Raw genomic sequence first — 14510 nt, forward strand, 5'->3', positions numbered from 1 at the left:
CCTTCCCGGCCGTTGGACCGTTCCGACGAGTGAGACTTTAGCGGATTCCCGGCCCCCGAGCTAATCGGGGCCCGCGTCCTTTCGAACGTGGATTCCTCATTTCGCAAATACACATGGCGATACGCACGACGACGGATCGTCGATTGTTTGCTGGTACCTGCGGAATGGCTGTCCGGGGACCGACCGGAGTCGGCTCTCACGTCGGACAACTCGGAGAACAGTACGGACCGGGTCTGGGTGTGTCAACTCCGCTCCGGAGGAGACCCTCCCGGCGTACTCTGGGACGCATGACGACGCGTACGTACACCCAGCTGTGGTGGGCCGCCTGACGGCGGCCGGACTACGTATGCACTCAACGGCCGCCGCTTCGGCGGCCGTTCTCGTATCTCCCTCCAGAGCTCCAGGGGGACGGCCCGCAGGGGCGGCGGTCCCGACCAGGAGGTGGAGTAGGGATGACGCGGGTCTTCAGTGGGGTCAAGCCGACCGGGCATCTGACGCTGGGGAACTACCTGGGAGCCATGCGGCGCTGGGCTGCCGTGGATCAGCACCAGGCCGACGCGCTGTTCTGCGTCGTAGACCTGCACGCGCTGACCGTGGACCACGATCCGGCGCGGGTGCGGCGGCTCAGTCGGCAGGCGGCGACCCTGTTGCTTGCGACCGGGCTGGATCCGGAGCTGTGCACCGTGTTCGTACAGAGTCATGTCGATGAGCACGCGCGGCTGTCGTACGTACTGGAGTGCGTGGCCACCGACGGCGAGATGCGGCGGATGATCCAGTACAAGGAGAAGGCCGCGCGGGAGCGGGAGCGCGGTGGGAGTGTGCGGCTGTCGCTGCTGACGTATCCCGTGCTGATGGCGGCGGACATCCTGGCGTACCGGACGGACGAGGTGCCGGTCGGGGACGACCAGACGCAGCATGTGGAGCTGGCGCGGGACATCGCGGTGCGGTTCAACCAGCGGTACGGCCACACGTTCGTGGTGCCTCGGGTGACGCGTCCCGGTGTGGCGGCTCGGGTCATGAACCTTCAGGATCCGACGTCGAAGATGGGGAAGAGCGACGACGTCGGGCCCGGGATCGTCTATCTGCTGGACGAGCCGGACGTGGTGCGGAAGAAGGTCATGCGGGCGGTCACGGACAGCGGGTCCGAGGTCGTGTACGACCGGGAGGCGCGGCCGGGGGTGGCGAATCTGCTGGAGATCATCGCGGCCTGCTCGGGTGGGAACCCGGAGGAGCTGAGCGGTGTATATGAGTCGTACGGCGCCTTGAAGAAGGACACCGCAGAGGCCGTGGTGGAGGTGCTGAGGCCCGTGCAGGAGAGGCACAAGGAGTTGTGCGCGGATCCTGGCTATGTGGAGGGGGTGCTGCGGGATGGTGCGGAGAAGGCTCGGGCGATGGCCCGGCCGACCGTCGATGCCGCGTATCGGGCGATCGGACTGCTGCCGGCGGCCGCTGATATCGGCGTGAGCGTGTAGGGCGTGCGCTGGGCCGCCCCTTCCCGGGGGTGGGGCGGCCCGGCGGTGTCAGTTGTTGCCGGAGGCCAGTTCGCGGCTGCGGTCGCGGGCGGCTTCGAGGGCGGCGATGAGGGCTGCTCGTACGCCGTGGTTCTCGAGTTCGCGGATGGCGTTGATCGTCGTGCCCGCGGGGGACGTGACGTTCTCGCGGAGCTTGACGGGGTGCTCGCCGCTGTCGCGGAGCATGGTGGCGGCGCCGATCGCGGACTGGACGATGAGGTCGTGGGCCTTGTCGCGGGGCAGGCCGAGCAGGATGCCGGCGTCCGTCATGGCTTCGACCAGGTAGAAGAAGTACGCCGGGCCGGAGCCGGAGAGGGCGGTGCAGGCGTCCTGCTGGGACTCGGGAACGCGGAGCGTCTTGCCGACGGCGCCGAAGATCTCCTCGGCGTGCGCGAGGTGGTCGGCGGTGGCGTGGCTGCCGGCGGAGATGACGGACATGGCCTCGTCGACGAGGGCGGGGGTGTTCGTCATGACGCGGACGACCGGGGTGCCGGCGGCGAGGCGCTCCTCGAAGAAGGAGGTGGGGATGCCCGCGGCGCCGCTGATGATCAGGCGGTCGGCGGGGACGTGGGGGGCGAGCTCGGCGAGGAGGGTGCCCATGTCCTGCGGCTTGACCGTGAGGATCAGGGTGTCGGCGGTCTTGGCGGCCTCGGCGTTGGTGACCGGGGTGACTCCGTAGCGCGCGCGGAGTTCCTCGGCTCGCTCCTGGCGGCGGGCGGTGACGAAGAGGTCGGCCGGGGCCCAGCCGCCTCGGATCATTCCGCTGAGCAGGGCTTCGCCGATCTTGCCGGTGCCGAGGACTGCGACTTTCTGGGTCATGGCTGCGGGTGCCCTCCGGGGGTTGCGTCGTCCGGTGTTCATCCTCGCACCGGGGGTCGGGGGGCGGCTGGGTTGTCCGGTGGGCGGGACGTCCGGGCGGACGGCGGGGCGGGGCGTGGGCACCCGTGCGGCTACTGGGTCCTGCGCCTGAGGGTCGCGGCGCCGAGGCCCAGGACCAGGAGGGCGCAGCCGGCCACGATCAGGGTGTCGCGGACGAAGGCGGCGGTCATGTCGGTGTGCCTGAGGACCTCGTTCATGCCGTCGACGGCGTAGGACATGGGGAGGACGTCGGAGATGGCCTCCAGGACGGGGTGCATGTTGTCGCGGGGTGTGAACAGGCCGCAGAGCAGGAGCTGGGGGAAGATCACGGCCGGCATGAACTGGACGGCCTGGAACTCGGAGGCGGCGAAGGCCGAGACGAAGAGGCCGAGGGCGGTGCCGAGGAGGGCGTCGAGCAGGGCGACCAGGAGCAGCAGCCAGGGGCTGCCGGTGACGTCGAGGCCGAGGCCCCAGAGGGCGAGGGCGGTGGCGAGGACGGACTGGATGATCGCCAGGGTGCCGAAGGCGAGGGCGTAGCCGGCGACGAGGTCGCCTTTGCCGAGCGGCATGGCGAGGAGGCGTTCGAGGGTGCCGGAGGTGCGCTCGCGGAGGGTGGCGATGGAGGTGACCAGGAACATCGTGATCAGCGGGAAGATCCCGAGGAGGGAGGCGCCGATGTTGTCGAAGGTCTGTGGGCTGCCGTCGAAGACGTAGCGCAGCAGGAACAGCATCACGCAGGGCACCAGGATCATCAGCGCGATCGAGCGCGGGTCGTGGCGGAGCTGGCGCAGGACGCGGGCTGCGGTGGCGAGGGTGCGGGAGGCGTTGAGGGCGCTGGTCGGGGCCGGGGCGATCGGCGGGGTGGTGGTCGTGGTGGTCATCGGGTCGTCTCCTTCTTGCGTCCGGCCGCGACGGCCTCGTCCACGAGGTGCAGGAATGCGTCCTCGACGGTCTCGGAGCCGGTGCGGGTGCGCAGGGCGTCCGGGGTGTCGTCGGCGAGGATCTCGCCCTCGCGCATGAGGAGGAGGCGGTGGCAGCGCTCGGCCTCGTCCATGACGTGGGACGAGATGAGGAGGGTGGCGCCGCGTTGGGCGGCGATGTCGTGGAAGAGGTTCCACAGGTCGCGGCGCAGGACGGGGTCCAGGCCGACGGTCGGTTCGTCGAGGACGAGGAGTTCGGGTGTGCCGAGGAGGGCCACGGCCAGGGAGACGCGGCTGCGTTGGCCGCCGGAGAGGTTGCCGGCGAGGGAGTCGGCGTGGCTGGTGAGGTCGACGTCTTCGATGACCCGGGTGACGTCGGAGTGGCGGCGTTCGGAGGCGGCGTGGCCCGGGGCGAGGATCGCGGCGAAGTAGTCGAGGTTCTGGCGGACGGTCAGGTCGTCGTAGACGGAGGGGGCTTGGGTGACGTAGCCGATGCGGGTGCGCAGGGTGGGGTGTCCGGCGGGGCGGCCGAGGACGTCGAGGGTGCCGGTGACCTTGGCCTGGGTGCCGACGATGGAGCGCATGAGGGTGGATTTGCCGCAGCCGGAGGGGCCGAGCAGTCCGGTGATCTGGCCGCGGGGGACGGTGAAGTCGAGGCCGCGCAGGACGGTGCGGGGGCCGCGGACGACGGTGAGGCCTTCGGCGTGGACGGCGGGGGTGTCGGGAGGCTCGGAAGAATAATTCATCATGTGATGAATAATGCTCCCGCACGCCGTGCTCGTCAAGCGGGGTGTGACGGCGGTTCCGGCGGCGCAGGCGCGTGAGGGGGTGATCGGAGTTCGGTGATCCGGTCCGTGCGCTTCCAGAGCCCCCTGTGGTTCACCGGAACGGCCTGTGCGATCAACTCCCTTTCCTGACAATGGGTTTCAGTGCCGCGTACTCCCCCGACACGGCGCGCCCACGCATCTCCCACCGTGTTCCCGACCGGAGGTGCTTCGCTCATGCGCTATCGCGTACGCAAGGCCGATCTGTTCGCTTCCCTCGTCGTGTTTCTCGTGGCGCTGCCGCTGTGCGTAGGGGTCGCCATAGCCTCCGGTGTGCCGGCCGAGCTGGGGCTGGTGACCGGGATCGTCGGCGGGCTGGTCGCCGGGGTGCTGCCCGGCAGCAGCCTCCAGGTGAGCGGGCCGGCGGCGGGGCTCACGGTGCTGGTCTACGAGGCCGTGCACCGGTACGGGGTCGGGGTGCTCGGGGTGCTGGTGTTCGGGGCCGGGCTGGTGCAGCTCGGGCTCGGGGTGCTGCGGCTCGGGCGGTGGTTCAGGGCCGTGTCCGTGGCGGTCGTGCAGGGGATGCTCGCCGGGATCGGGCTCGTCCTGGTCGCCGGTCAGGTGTATGCGCTGGGCGACGCGACCGCGCCTGGTGGCGGGTTGGGGAAGCTCACCGGGCTGGTGTCGTTGCCGTCGCTGCTGGACCCGGTGGCGTTGTCAGTGGGGGGTGCCACTATGGCCGTACTGCTGCTGTGGCCGCGATGGAAGCGCGGGGCTCGCCTGGTGCCCGCGCCGCTGGTCGCGGTCGGCCTCGCGGCGGCGGTGACCGGGGTGTTCGGCCTTCAGGTGCGGCGGGTCGAAGTGCGAGGGCTGCTGGATGCCGTACGGCTGCCGGAGGCCGCGGATGTCGGCCGGCTGACGGAAGTGGGCGTGCTGGGGACGGTCGTGGCGTTCGCGTTGATCGCGTCGGCGGAGTCCTTGTTCAGCGCGGCGGCGGTGGACCGGCTGCATGACGGGCGGCGTACGGACTACGACCGTGAGCTGATCGCGCAGGGCGCGGGCAACGCGGTGTGCGGGGTGCTCGGGGCGTTGCCGATGACCGCGGTGATCGTGCGGAGCGCGGCGAATGTGCAGGCGGGTGCCGAGACCAAGGCGTCCCGGGTGCTGCACGGGGTGTGGCTGCTGGTGTTCACGGTCGTCGTGCCCGGGGTGCTCGGGGTGATTCCGGTGGCGGCGCTGGCCGCGCTGCTGGTGCACGCCGGGTGCAAGCTCGTGCCGGTGCGGGAGGTGCGGGTGTTGTGGCGCGGGCATCGCGGGGAGGTGGTCGTGCTGGTGGTGACGGCGACGGCGATCGTCGTGGGGAACCTGTTCGAGGGGGTGTTGGTGGGGTTGGCGCTGGCGGTGGCGAAGACCGCGTGGGATGCCAGCCATGTGCATGTGGAGACCGAGGACCGGGGTGCGGCGGGGCTCGTCGTCCGGGTGCTGGGGCATGCGACGTTCCTGCGGCTGCCCAAGCTGCTGGACGCGTTGGAGGCGTTGCCGCGTGACCGGGAGGTGCGGCTGGAGTTGGGCGGACTGCGGCACCTGGACCATGCGTGCGCGGCGGCCCTCGAGGGGTGGGCCGCCGGGCGGGGTCAGGCGTTGGCTGCGGGCGGCTTGATGGCGACGAGCAACTCGACGTCGTAGGTCTCCTCGACGATTCCGTCCGGGAAGACCGCCAGCAGGTGGCGTCGTTCCTCGGTGAGGAAGGCCGTGGCGCTTTCCTCACCGGCGACCAGGAAGATCGAGTGGCTGCCGATGTTGGCGAGGTGGGTGTCGACGGGGACGCGGCGGCTCCAGCGGACCGTGCGGTGGGCGAAGTCGAGGCGCCCGGAGGGGTCGGCGAGCCTGGGGTCGATGTTGCGCTGCTCGGCGCTGACGTTCACGGCGAAGTGGCGCGCGATCCGGCGCGAGGCGTCGGTGATCCACGGCACGTCGTGGGCGTCGGTGTTCCACCACAGCGCGAGGGCGCCGCCCGGGCGCAGCACGCGGAGGGCTTCCGGGACCGAGCGGGCGGTGTCGGTCCAGTGCCAGGCCTGGGCGTAGGTGAGGAGGTCGAGGGAGTCGTCGGCCAGGGGCAGGTCGTCTCCGGTGCCCTGCACGATCGGGAGGCCGGGGTTGGTGTGCCGGAACTGGGCGGCCATGCCGTCGCCGGGTTCGACGGCGATGACGTCGGCGCCGCGGGCGTGCAGGAGGGCGGTGGCGATGCCGGTGCCGGCGCCTACGTCCGCGACGCGGGCGCCGGTGAGGGAGCGGCCGGTGAGGTCCTCGATCGCGTCGAAGAGGGCGGGCGGATAGGAGGGGCGGTTGGCCGCGTACTGGGCTGCGGCGGCGTTGAAGGACTGGGCGCGGGCGGTGTGCGAGGGGGCCGTCGTCATAGGGCCCATGGTGGCGGAGGTGGGTGCAGGGTGCAGTGAGTTTTCGGTGAGAGAGGGGGGCTCTCTTGGCGGCAGGACGAGAGACTCAGAGGCCGGCGGCGCTGCTACGGCTCCCGCTCAGGAACGGCGGCGCTTCTTCGACGGGTTGCCGGAGCGGCGGGTGGTGCGCTTCTCGTGTTGCTTGAGGGCGGCCTCGTACTCCTCGCGGTGGAGTTTCTCGCCGGGGGCCTCGGTGAGGGAGCGGAAGAAGTAGGCGAGGAGGGAGCCGACGAAGCCGATGGCGAGCAGGCCGCGGAGGGAGGCCTGGCGGTCGGGGTCGGGGCGCTTGGTGAAGCCGTCCCAGGTGTGCCGGAAGGCGAGAGCGCTGCAGATTGCGAACATCACGACCATGAGGAGGGTGACGAAGCTGCCGATGTCGGCGATCGCGAGGCCTTCGTAGGCGAAGCGGAGGACCAGGCAGGAGGCGACGGCCGCGGCGAGGGAGCCGACGGCGGCGCCGATACGGCGGACCGTGTAGCCGTTGGCGTGGTCGACCCAGGTCGTGCCGAAGAACCGGATGGGTTCCGGCCGGGGGCCGGGGGCGGAGCCCGCGGGGGTTTCCTGGGTGCCGTTGTCGTCGCTCACGCGTCGATTATGGCTCCGGGGCGGGCGCGGGCTCCGCGGGGGCTCAGCAGCGCCGGGTCACGTAGCCGTCGCTGCCCGTCTTCACGTAGGTGTCCGAGACGTAGACGCCGTCGGCGGTCTTGTCCCAGATGTTCGAGGTGCCGAGCGGGCCGGTGATGGTCTCGCCGGGCGTCTGGCAGACGAGCGTGAGGGTCGTGCCCGGCTTGTAGGTCTTGATGATCTGGTAGCTGGTTCCAGGGCCGCTCCGGGCGTTCACGTCCGAGGTGCCGACCACCGGGTAGCCCGCGGCGGCGGCCTGGGAGGCGGTGCCGAGGACGGTGAGGAAGGCTGCGGCGGTGCCGGCCAGCAGGAGGGAGCCGCGCTTCAGCGATGTCATGGGGGGTTCCTTTGGATCTTCCTGGTGGTCAGAGTGCGCAGCGGGGGCGGATGTAGCCGTCGCTGCCCGTCTGTACGTACGTGTCCGAGATGAACTCGCCGTCGTCGATGTTGTCCCAGATGTTCGAGGTGCCGTACGGGCCGGTGATCGTCTCGCCCGGCGTCTGGCAGTAGATCGGCACCATGGCGCCCTCGGGCAGCACGCGGGAGATGGCGTACTGGGTGCCAGGGCCGCGGCGGACGTTGACGCGGTAGCCGGGGGCGACGGGGTAGTAGCGCACGGCCGCGTCGGCGGTGGCGGCGGCGCTCACGGTGATGAAGGCGCCGGTGGCGCCGGCGAGGAGGACGGATCGGCGGGTGAGTGGTGACACGGTTCCCTCGGAGTGGTGTGGGGGTGGGTGTGGCGTGGGGCTTCTCGGAGCAGGGTGGCGGGCTCAGAGTGCGCAGCGAGGACGGATGTAGCCGTCGCTGCCCGTCTGCACGTAGGTGTCCGACACGTACTCACCGTTGGAGATGCAGTCCCAGATGTTCGACGTGCCGTAGGGACCCGTCACCGTCGTCCCCGGTGTCTGGCAGAGGATCGCGACCTGGGCGCCCTCGGCGAGCACCCTGACGATGGGGTAGCTGGTGCCGGGACCGCTGCGGACGTTGAGCCGGTATCCCGGCGCGACCGGGTAGTAGCGCACCTCTGCTTCGGCCTGGGCGGTGGCGCTCAGCGTGATGAAGGCACCTGTGGCGCCGGCGAGCAGGACGGATCTGCGGTTCCAGGTCTGCATCGGAGTCCCTTGGATGAGAGCCGAGTTCGGAATGTGCGGCGGCGGAGGCGGACAGGCCGCCTCCGCCATGTCACGTGCGCGTTCGGGGTGAACTCAGCCGCAGCGGTCCGCGACATAGCCGTCGCTGCCGGTCTGGACGTAGGCGTCCGACACGTACTGGCCGTAGCTGATGTTGTCCCAGATGTTCGACGTGCCGTACGGGCCCGTCACCGACGTCCCCGGCGTCTGGCAGTAGATCGGCACCTTGGAACCCTCGGTCAGGACCCGGACGATGCTGAAGTTGGTGCCGGGGCCGCTGCGGACGTTGAGACGGACGCCAGGCGCGATCGAGTAGTAGCGGACCGATGCCGTTGCCGACAGGGCCTCGATCTCGTCGGCTCCCTCGGCCTCTTCCACACGGTCGACAGACATGAAAAACCTCCCCCGTTGAACCCCATGACTGCCATGGGGCCCCGTTGATTCCCCTGAATCACGCCATCAAACAGATGTACGCAACTCGCGCACGGAGACTAGCAAGCCGCCTCTGTCTCGTACGAGTCATCGACTAGGCTCCGTGCGTCGCGCGCGCGGACGAACAGCACGGGGGTGGTCCCATGGCGCCACAGCGCAATACCGGAGCGGGCGCGGAAGCGGAACTTCCCGAGTACGCCGGTCACTACCGCCTGGAGTCATGCCTCGGGTCAGGCGGGATGGGTGTCGTGCACCTCGCCCGGAGCACCTCGGGGATGAAGCTCGCGGTGAAGATCGTGCACGCCGAGTTCGCGCGAGATCCCGAGTTCAGGGGACGGTTCCGGCAGGAGGTGGCAGCCGCGCGGAGGGTGAGCGGGGCGTTCACAGCGTCCGTCGTGGACGCCGATCCAGAGGCCGAACGGCCTTGGATGGCCACCCTGTTCATCCCTGGCCCGACGCTGTCCGACCATGTGAAGCGGAACGGCCCCATGGAGCCGGCCCAGTTGCGCCGCCTGATGGCCGGACTGGCGGAGGCACTGCGGGACATCCACCGCGTCGGCGTGGTGCACCGGGACCTCAAGCCGAGCAATGTGCTGCTCGCCGACGACGGTCCGAAGGTCATCGACTTCGGCATTTCCCGGCCAAAGGACAGCGAACTGCGCACGGAGACCGGGAAGTTGATCGGCACTCCGCCCTTCATGGCACCCGAGCAGTTCCGGCGACCCCGAGAGGTCGGGCCCGCTGCCGATGTCTTCGCGCTCGGGTCCGTGATGGTGCACGCGGCGACCGGGCGCGGGCCGTTCGACTCCGACAGCCCGTATGTCGTCGCCTACCAGGTCGTGCACGACGAGCCGGACCTGACCGACGTACCGGAGAACCTGGCACCGCTGGTGCTGCGCTGCCTCGCCAAGGAGCCTGAGGACCGGCCCACTCCCGACGAGTTGATGCGTGCGCTGCGGTCGGTCGCCGCCTCGTACGACACGCAGGCCTTCATACCGGCCCAACGGGCCGGGGACGCGCCGAAATCCGACTCCGCACCGCCGCCGCCCCGGGCCCGCAGACGCCCCGGCCGGAAGACGGTCCTCGCCGCGGCGGCAGGCGTGCTCGTCGTGGCCGGTGTCCTTGCCTCGGTCCGGCTGCTGGGCGGAAGCGGCACCACCACGGAGGGCGGCGGCACACCCTCGGCCTCCACCTCCCGGTTCACCGGCTGGGAAGCGAACCCGGTGCCCGAAGGTACGGGTGCCGCTCAGTGCTCATACGGAGGACGGCAGTTGCTCTGCGCTCGCCCCGGCGCGCTCTTCGGCCTCGACCCGTCCGACGGCACCGTGCTCTGGCGACACCCGATGGCCACGTCGAGCGCGACCAAGCCGCCGGTCCTGGCAGCCGGGCTCGTGCAGCCGATGACGGACGAGAGCCAGCGCCTGGAGGCGCTGGACCCCGCGTCGGGCAAGGCCCGATGGCAGCGGAAGATGCCCGCGCGCAACGCAATACAGGTCGCCGGGCGCACGATCCTGCTCACCACCCTCGACGGGACCGTCAGGGGGATGGACGCGTCGACGGGCGACCCGAAGTGGAGCCGACGGATTCCGGGGCACCCTCTGCCGTCCTTCGCTTCCTTCGCCGGAGACCCCCTGGTGTACGCGACGAATCCCTCGGCCGACGCGTCGAAGACCCGGGTCACCGCCGTGGACCCGGCCACCGGAGCGGTGCGCTGGGACGCGCGACTGGACGGGAAACTGACGCTGATCGGTGTGCAGGGCGGATCCCTCTTCTTCCTCGCCACCGACAAGGTCTACGACGACACGGACGCCGTCGTGCGCTACACACCGTCCACCAAGTCGGCGCGCCGGGTGGCGCTGCCGATGGGGCGCGCCGATGCACGGGCGGTCGTACACGAAAACGTCGTCTATCTCCTCGGCACGGGCGGCTCGCTCGAGGCCGTGGACATGAAGGCGCGCAAGCGGCTGTGGCACCTCGAAACGGCCGTCAGCAGAGGTTCTGTTCCTGTATCCGACGGCACCCACGTGTTCTTCGTCGCCGCCGACGGCCGTTTGCTCGCCGTCGACGCAAAGGAGGGTCACCTCGTCGGGCAGACCCCGGTCCGCTTGGACGCCGCCTCGGACCGGGTCGCCGGTGCTCTGCCCGGCCCCTTGCTAGCCCACGGCCACCTCTACGCCACCGCCCCCGACGGCACCGTCTTCGCCGTGGACGCGCGTGACCCGGCGGCCTGGTAGCAGCCGAAAGGACTACCCCCAAGGCAGAAAGGGCCGCCCCCGAGAAGGAGGCGGCCCCGTGGGTCAGAAGGTTCAGCCCAGTTTCGAGACGTCCCGGACCGCGCCCTTGTCCGCGCTCGTCGCCATCGCGGCGTACGCCTTCAGCGCGGCGGAGACCTTGCGTTCGCGGTTCTTGGGGACGTACGCCCCGCCCAGCGCCTGCTCGCGGCGGGTCAGTTCGGCGTCGTCGACCAGGAGCTCGATCGTGCGGCCCGGGATGTCGATGCGGATGCGGTCGCCGTCCTCGACGAGGGCGATCGTGCCGCCCGCGGCGGCCTCCGGGGAGGCGTGGCCGATCGACAGCCCCGACGTGCCGCCGGAGAAGCGGCCGTCGGTGACGAGCGCGCAGGCCTTGCCGAGGCCGCGGCCCTTCAGGTACGAGGTCGGGTAGAGCATCTCCTGCATGCCCGGGCCGCCCTTGGGGCCCTCGTAGCGGATGACCACCACGTCGCCCTCCTTGATCTCCTTCAGGAGGATCTTCTGGACGGCTTCCTCCTGGGACTCGCAGACGACCGCCGGGCCCTCGAACCGCCAGATCGACTCGTCGACGCCGGCCGTCTTCACGACGCAGCCGTCGACCGCCAGGTTGCCCTTGAGGACCGCCAGGCCGCCGTCCTTGGAGTACGCGTGCTCGGCGGACCGGATGCAGCCGCCCTCCGCGTCCTCGTCGAGGGCCTCCCAGCGCTCCGACTGCGAGAAGGCCTCGGCCGAGCGGACGCAGCCCGGGGCTGCGTGCCACAGCTCGACCGCCTCGGCGGACGGGGAGCCGCCGCGGACGTCCCACGTCTTCAGCCAGTCCGCGAGGGACGGGCTGTGGACCGAGTGGACGTCCTCGTTCAGGAGGCCGGCGCGGTGGAGTTCGCCGAGGAGGGCCGGGATGCCGCCCGCGCGGTGCACGTCCTCCATGTAGTACGTGCGGTTCTTCGCCACGTTCGGCGCGACCTTCGCCAGGCAGGGCACCCGGCGCGAGACCGCGTCGATCTCGTTGAGGCCGAAGGGGACTCCCGCCTCCTGAGCCGCGGCCAGCAGGTGCAGGATCGTGTTGGTCGAGCCGCCCATCGCGATGTCCAGCGCCATCGCGTTCTCGAAGGCCGCGAAGGAGGCGATCGAGCGCGGCAGGACCGTCTCGTCGTCCTGCTCGTAGTAGCGGCGGGTGATGTCCATGACCGTGCGGGCCGCGTCCTCGTACAGCCGGCGGCGGGCCGTGTGCGTGGCCAGGACCGAGCCGTTGCCGGGGAGCGAGAGGCCGATGGCCTCCGTCAGGCAGTTCATCGAGTTGGCGGTGAACATGCCGGAACAGGAGCCGCAGGTCGGGCAGGCGTTCTCCTCGATACGGAGGATGTCCTCGTCCGAGATCTTGTCGTTCACGGCGTCGGAGATCGCGTCGACCAGGTCGAGCGTGCGGACCGTGCCGTCCACCAGGGTGGCGCGGCCGGACTCCATCGGGCCGCCGGAGACGAAGACCGTCGGGATGTTCAGGCGCAGGGCCGCGTTGAGCATGCCCGGCGTGATCTTGTCGCAGTTGGAGATGCAGATCAGGGCGTCGGCGCAGTGGGCCTCGACCATGTACTCGACCGAGTCCGCGATCAGGTCGCGGGAGGGCAGGGAGTACAGCATGCCGCCGTGGCCCATCGCGATGCCGTCGTCCACCGCGATCGTGTTGAACTCGCGCGGGATGCCGCCCGCCTCGCGGATCGCCTCGGAGACGATCCGGCCGACCGGCTGGAGGTGGGTGTGGCCCGGAACGAACTCGGTGAAGGAGTTGGCGACCGCGATGATCGGCTTGCGGCCGATGTCCGCACCGGGTACACCGGAGGCGCGCATAAGGGCGCGTGCGCCCGCCATGTTGCGGCCGTGGGTGACTGTGCGGGACCTCAGCTCGGGCATCGTCGCTCGCTCCTTCAGACAGTTGTGGCTGCTATCGAGCGTACGCCGGTCATCCAGGGGGCGGGACGAGGTGTCCGGAATGCGGGACGCACATCTCGCACCCCAGGGATCAGCCGTCTCACGCCCCAAGGATCAGCCGTCTCGCGCCCCAGGGCTCGTCTCGCGCTCAGGGCCCGGTCAGATGCCCCTGCACCACCGGCGCCACCCGCGCGATGATCTGCTCCACGTCCGCCGACGCCAGCGGCTCCACCTTGATCACGTACCGCAGCATCGCGATCCCGACCAGCTGCGCGGCCGCCAGCTCGGCACGCAGTTCCGCGTCCGGGGCGTCGAGCTCACCAGCGATCCGGCGCAGCAGCTGCGCGGAGACGAGGCGGCGGAAGACGGTGGCCGCGGCCTCGTTGTTGACCGCCGAGCGGACGATCGCGAGCAGCGGCTTGCGGGTCACCGGGTTCTCCCAGAGCCCGAAGATGACCTGGGTCATCCGCTCGCCGACGTCCTCCACCGGCCCTTCCAGCACCGTGTCCCGCACGATCAGCGCCGGCGCGAAGGCCACCTCCACGGCCGCCTCGAAGACCTGCTCCTTGGTGCCGAAGTAGTGGTGGACCAGGGCCGAGTCGACCCCGGCGGCCTTCGCGATGCCGCGCACCGACGTCTTCTCGTACCCCCGCTCGGAGAACTCCTCGCGGGCGGCGGCCAGGATGCGGTCGCGGGTGTCGGCTGATTCCGTACGAGGGGGCCGGCCCCGCTTGCGCGCGCTGACGCCGTCGGTCACGGCAGCCTCTGCGCCTTCACGGCCGACGCCAGATGCAGCCGGGTGAAGGCCAGCGCCTCCGCGAGGTCGGCCTCACGTTCGGCGCTCGACATCGCGCGCCGGGTGTTGACCTCGATGACGACATGGCCGTCGAAGCCGCTCAGGGCGAGACGTTCCAGCAGTTCGGCGCAGGGCTGGTTGCCGCGGCCGGGGACGAGGTGCTCGTCCTTCGCGGAGCCGCGGCCGTCGGCGAGGTGGACGTGGCCGAGGCGGTCGCCCATGCGGTCGACCATCTCCATCGCGTCGGTGCGGGCCGTCGCGGAGTGGCTGAGGTCGATCGTGAAGTGCCGGTAGTCCTCTTTGGTGACGTCCCAGTCGGGGGCGTACGCGAGCATCTCGCGGTCGCGGTAGCGCCACGGGTACATGTTCTCGACGGCGAACCGTACGTCCGTCTCGTTCGCCATCCGCCAGATCCCCTCGACGAAGTCGCGGGCGTACTGGCGCTGCCAGCGGAACGGGGGGTGGACGACGACGGTGCTCGCGCCGAGCTTCTCGGCGGCGGCCTGGGCGCGCTGGAGCTTGACCCAGGGGTCCGTCGACCACACGCGCTGCGTGATGAGCAGGCAGGGGGCGTGCACGGCGAGGATCGGGATCTGGTGGTAGTCGCTCAGCCTGCGCAGGGCTTCCATGTCCTGGCTGACGGGGTCGGTCCACACCATGACCTCTACACCGTCGTAACCCAGGCGTGCGGCGATCTCGAAGGCCGTCGCCGTCGACTCCGGGTACACGGAAGCCGTCGAGAGGGCGACCTTCGCGTCCGGGATCCGTACGACTGGTTCTGCCACGTGGGTCAGCCTAAAGGGTTGGGTCGGGTGGGTGCGGGGTGCCTATTCGCCGTTGT

General features: G+C 70.5%; 15 protein-coding genes. 3 read left to right on the plus strand and 12 right to left on the minus strand.

What is annotated here, in order from left to right:
- Positions 1-452 precede the first annotated feature (452 nt).
- Positions 453-1472, plus strand: a complete 1020-nt coding sequence (gene trpS, locus IQ210_RS08220; protein ID WP_194078231.1) for a tryptophan--tRNA ligase — start codon at positions 453-455, stop codon at positions 1470-1472.
- 48 nt (positions 1473-1520) lie between these two features.
- On the opposite strand, the gene proC is transcribed toward trpS, so the two are convergent.
- The 3 genes from proC to IQ210_RS08235 form a co-directional block, all read right to left on the minus strand.
- Positions 1521-2330 (minus strand): pyrroline-5-carboxylate reductase, encoded by an 810-nt coding sequence (gene proC / locus IQ210_RS08225; protein ID WP_194078232.1) that lies wholly within the window; start codon positions 2328-2330, stop codon positions 1521-1523.
- A 131-nt stretch (positions 2331-2461) separates the two neighbouring features.
- On the minus strand, positions 2462-3250 hold the full coding sequence (locus tag IQ210_RS08230; RefSeq protein WP_194078233.1) for an ABC transporter permease: 789 nt from the start codon (positions 3248-3250) through the stop codon (positions 2462-2464).
- A complete protein-coding gene (locus tag IQ210_RS08235; RefSeq protein WP_194078234.1) occupies positions 3247-4038 on the minus strand; it encodes an ABC transporter ATP-binding protein in 792 nt (263 codons plus the stop codon). Before IQ210_RS08235 ends, IQ210_RS08230 begins: the two co-directional genes overlap by 4 nt.
- A gap of 252 nt (positions 4039-4290) precedes the next feature.
- Between IQ210_RS08235 and IQ210_RS08240 the strand changes: the two genes are divergently transcribed.
- A complete protein-coding gene (locus IQ210_RS08240; RefSeq protein WP_194078235.1) occupies positions 4291-5739 on the plus strand; it encodes a SulP family inorganic anion transporter in 1449 nt (482 codons plus the stop codon).
- Here IQ210_RS08240 and IQ210_RS08245 read toward each other — a convergent pair.
- The 6 genes from IQ210_RS08245 to IQ210_RS08270 form a co-directional block, all read right to left on the minus strand.
- Entirely contained in the window at positions 5688-6470 is a 783-nt protein-coding gene (locus tag IQ210_RS08245) for a class I SAM-dependent methyltransferase (RefSeq protein WP_194078236.1), read from the minus strand. The genes IQ210_RS08240 and IQ210_RS08245 overlap by 52 nt on opposite strands.
- Positions 6471-6587: 117 nt before the next feature.
- Entirely contained in the window at positions 6588-7094 is a 507-nt protein-coding gene (locus IQ210_RS08250; protein WP_194078237.1) for an EamA/RhaT family transporter, read from the minus strand.
- A gap of 43 nt (positions 7095-7137) precedes the next feature.
- Positions 7138-7470: an SH3 domain-containing protein gene (locus IQ210_RS08255; protein WP_194078238.1), complete on the minus strand. Its 333-nt coding sequence runs from the start codon at positions 7468-7470 to the stop codon at positions 7138-7140.
- Between the two features lie 28 nt (positions 7471-7498).
- Positions 7499-7840 (minus strand): SH3 domain-containing protein, encoded by a 342-nt coding sequence (locus IQ210_RS08260; protein ID WP_194078239.1) that lies wholly within the window; start codon positions 7838-7840, stop codon positions 7499-7501.
- Positions 7841-7903: 63 nt separating this feature from the next.
- Positions 7904-8245: an SH3 domain-containing protein gene (locus IQ210_RS08265; RefSeq protein WP_194078240.1), complete on the minus strand. Its 342-nt coding sequence runs from the start codon at positions 8243-8245 to the stop codon at positions 7904-7906.
- A gap of 93 nt (positions 8246-8338) precedes the next feature.
- Positions 8339-8656: an SH3 domain-containing protein gene (locus tag IQ210_RS08270; protein ID WP_194078241.1), complete on the minus strand. Its 318-nt coding sequence runs from the start codon at positions 8654-8656 to the stop codon at positions 8339-8341.
- 182 nt (positions 8657-8838) lie between these two features.
- Between IQ210_RS08270 and IQ210_RS08275 the strand changes: the two genes are divergently transcribed.
- Positions 8839-10929 carry a serine/threonine-protein kinase gene (locus IQ210_RS08275; protein ID WP_194078242.1) on the plus strand — a complete coding sequence of 697 codons (2091 nt, stop codon included), beginning with the start codon at positions 8839-8841 and terminating at the stop codon, positions 10927-10929.
- Between the two features lie 72 nt (positions 10930-11001).
- Here IQ210_RS08275 and ilvD read toward each other — a convergent pair whose 3' ends face one another.
- The 3 genes from ilvD to IQ210_RS08290 form a co-directional block, all read right to left on the minus strand.
- Complete coding sequence (ilvD, locus tag IQ210_RS08280) at positions 11002-12855, minus strand: dihydroxy-acid dehydratase (RefSeq protein WP_194078243.1); 1854 nt, start codon at positions 12853-12855, stop codon at positions 11002-11004.
- A 166-nt stretch (positions 12856-13021) separates the two neighbouring features.
- Complete coding sequence (locus IQ210_RS08285) at positions 13022-13630, minus strand: TetR/AcrR family transcriptional regulator (RefSeq protein WP_194078244.1); 609 nt, start codon at positions 13628-13630, stop codon at positions 13022-13024.
- Positions 13627-14454 carry a sugar phosphate isomerase/epimerase family protein gene (locus IQ210_RS08290; RefSeq protein WP_194078245.1) on the minus strand — a complete coding sequence of 276 codons (828 nt, stop codon included), beginning with the start codon at positions 14452-14454 and terminating at the stop codon, positions 13627-13629. Before IQ210_RS08290 ends, IQ210_RS08285 begins: the two co-directional genes overlap by 4 nt.
- Between the last annotated feature and the right edge of the window lie 56 nt (positions 14455-14510).

The sequence above is a fragment of the Streptomyces justiciae genome (genome assembly GCF_015163075.1).
GTDB lineage: Bacteria > Actinomycetota > Actinomycetes > Streptomycetales > Streptomycetaceae > Streptomyces > Streptomyces justiciae.

Bases quoted from the DNA above. Each gene is read 5' to 3' on its own strand.
- trpS (WP_194078231.1), top strand. From the start codon at position 453: ATGACGCGGGTCTTCAGTGGGGTCAAGCCGACCGGGCATCTGACGCTG.
- proC (WP_194078232.1), bottom strand. From the start codon at position 2,330: ATGACCCAGAAAGTCGCAGTCCTCGGCACCGGCAAGATCGGCGAAGCC.
- IQ210_RS08230 (WP_194078233.1), bottom strand. From the start codon at position 3,250: ATGACCACCACGACCACCACCCCGCCGATCGCCCCGGCCCCGACCAGC.
- IQ210_RS08235 (WP_194078234.1), bottom strand. From the start codon at position 4,038: ATGATGAATTATTCTTCCGAGCCTCCCGACACCCCCGCCGTCCACGCC.
- IQ210_RS08240 (WP_194078235.1), top strand. From the start codon at position 4,291: ATGCGCTATCGCGTACGCAAGGCCGATCTGTTCGCTTCCCTCGTCGTG.
- IQ210_RS08245 (WP_194078236.1), bottom strand. From the start codon at position 6,470: ATGACGACGGCCCCCTCGCACACCGCCCGCGCCCAGTCCTTCAACGCC.
- IQ210_RS08255 (WP_194078238.1), bottom strand. From the start codon at position 7,470: ATGACATCGCTGAAGCGCGGCTCCCTCCTGCTGGCCGGCACCGCCGCA.
- IQ210_RS08265 (WP_194078240.1), bottom strand. From the start codon at position 8,245: ATGCAGACCTGGAACCGCAGATCCGTCCTGCTCGCCGGCGCCACAGGT.
- IQ210_RS08270 (WP_194078241.1), bottom strand. From the start codon at position 8,656: ATGTCTGTCGACCGTGTGGAAGAGGCCGAGGGAGCCGACGAGATCGAG.
- IQ210_RS08275 (WP_194078242.1), top strand. From the start codon at position 8,839: ATGGCGCCACAGCGCAATACCGGAGCGGGCGCGGAAGCGGAACTTCCC.
- ilvD (WP_194078243.1), bottom strand. From the start codon at position 12,855: ATGCCCGAGCTGAGGTCCCGCACAGTCACCCACGGCCGCAACATGGCG.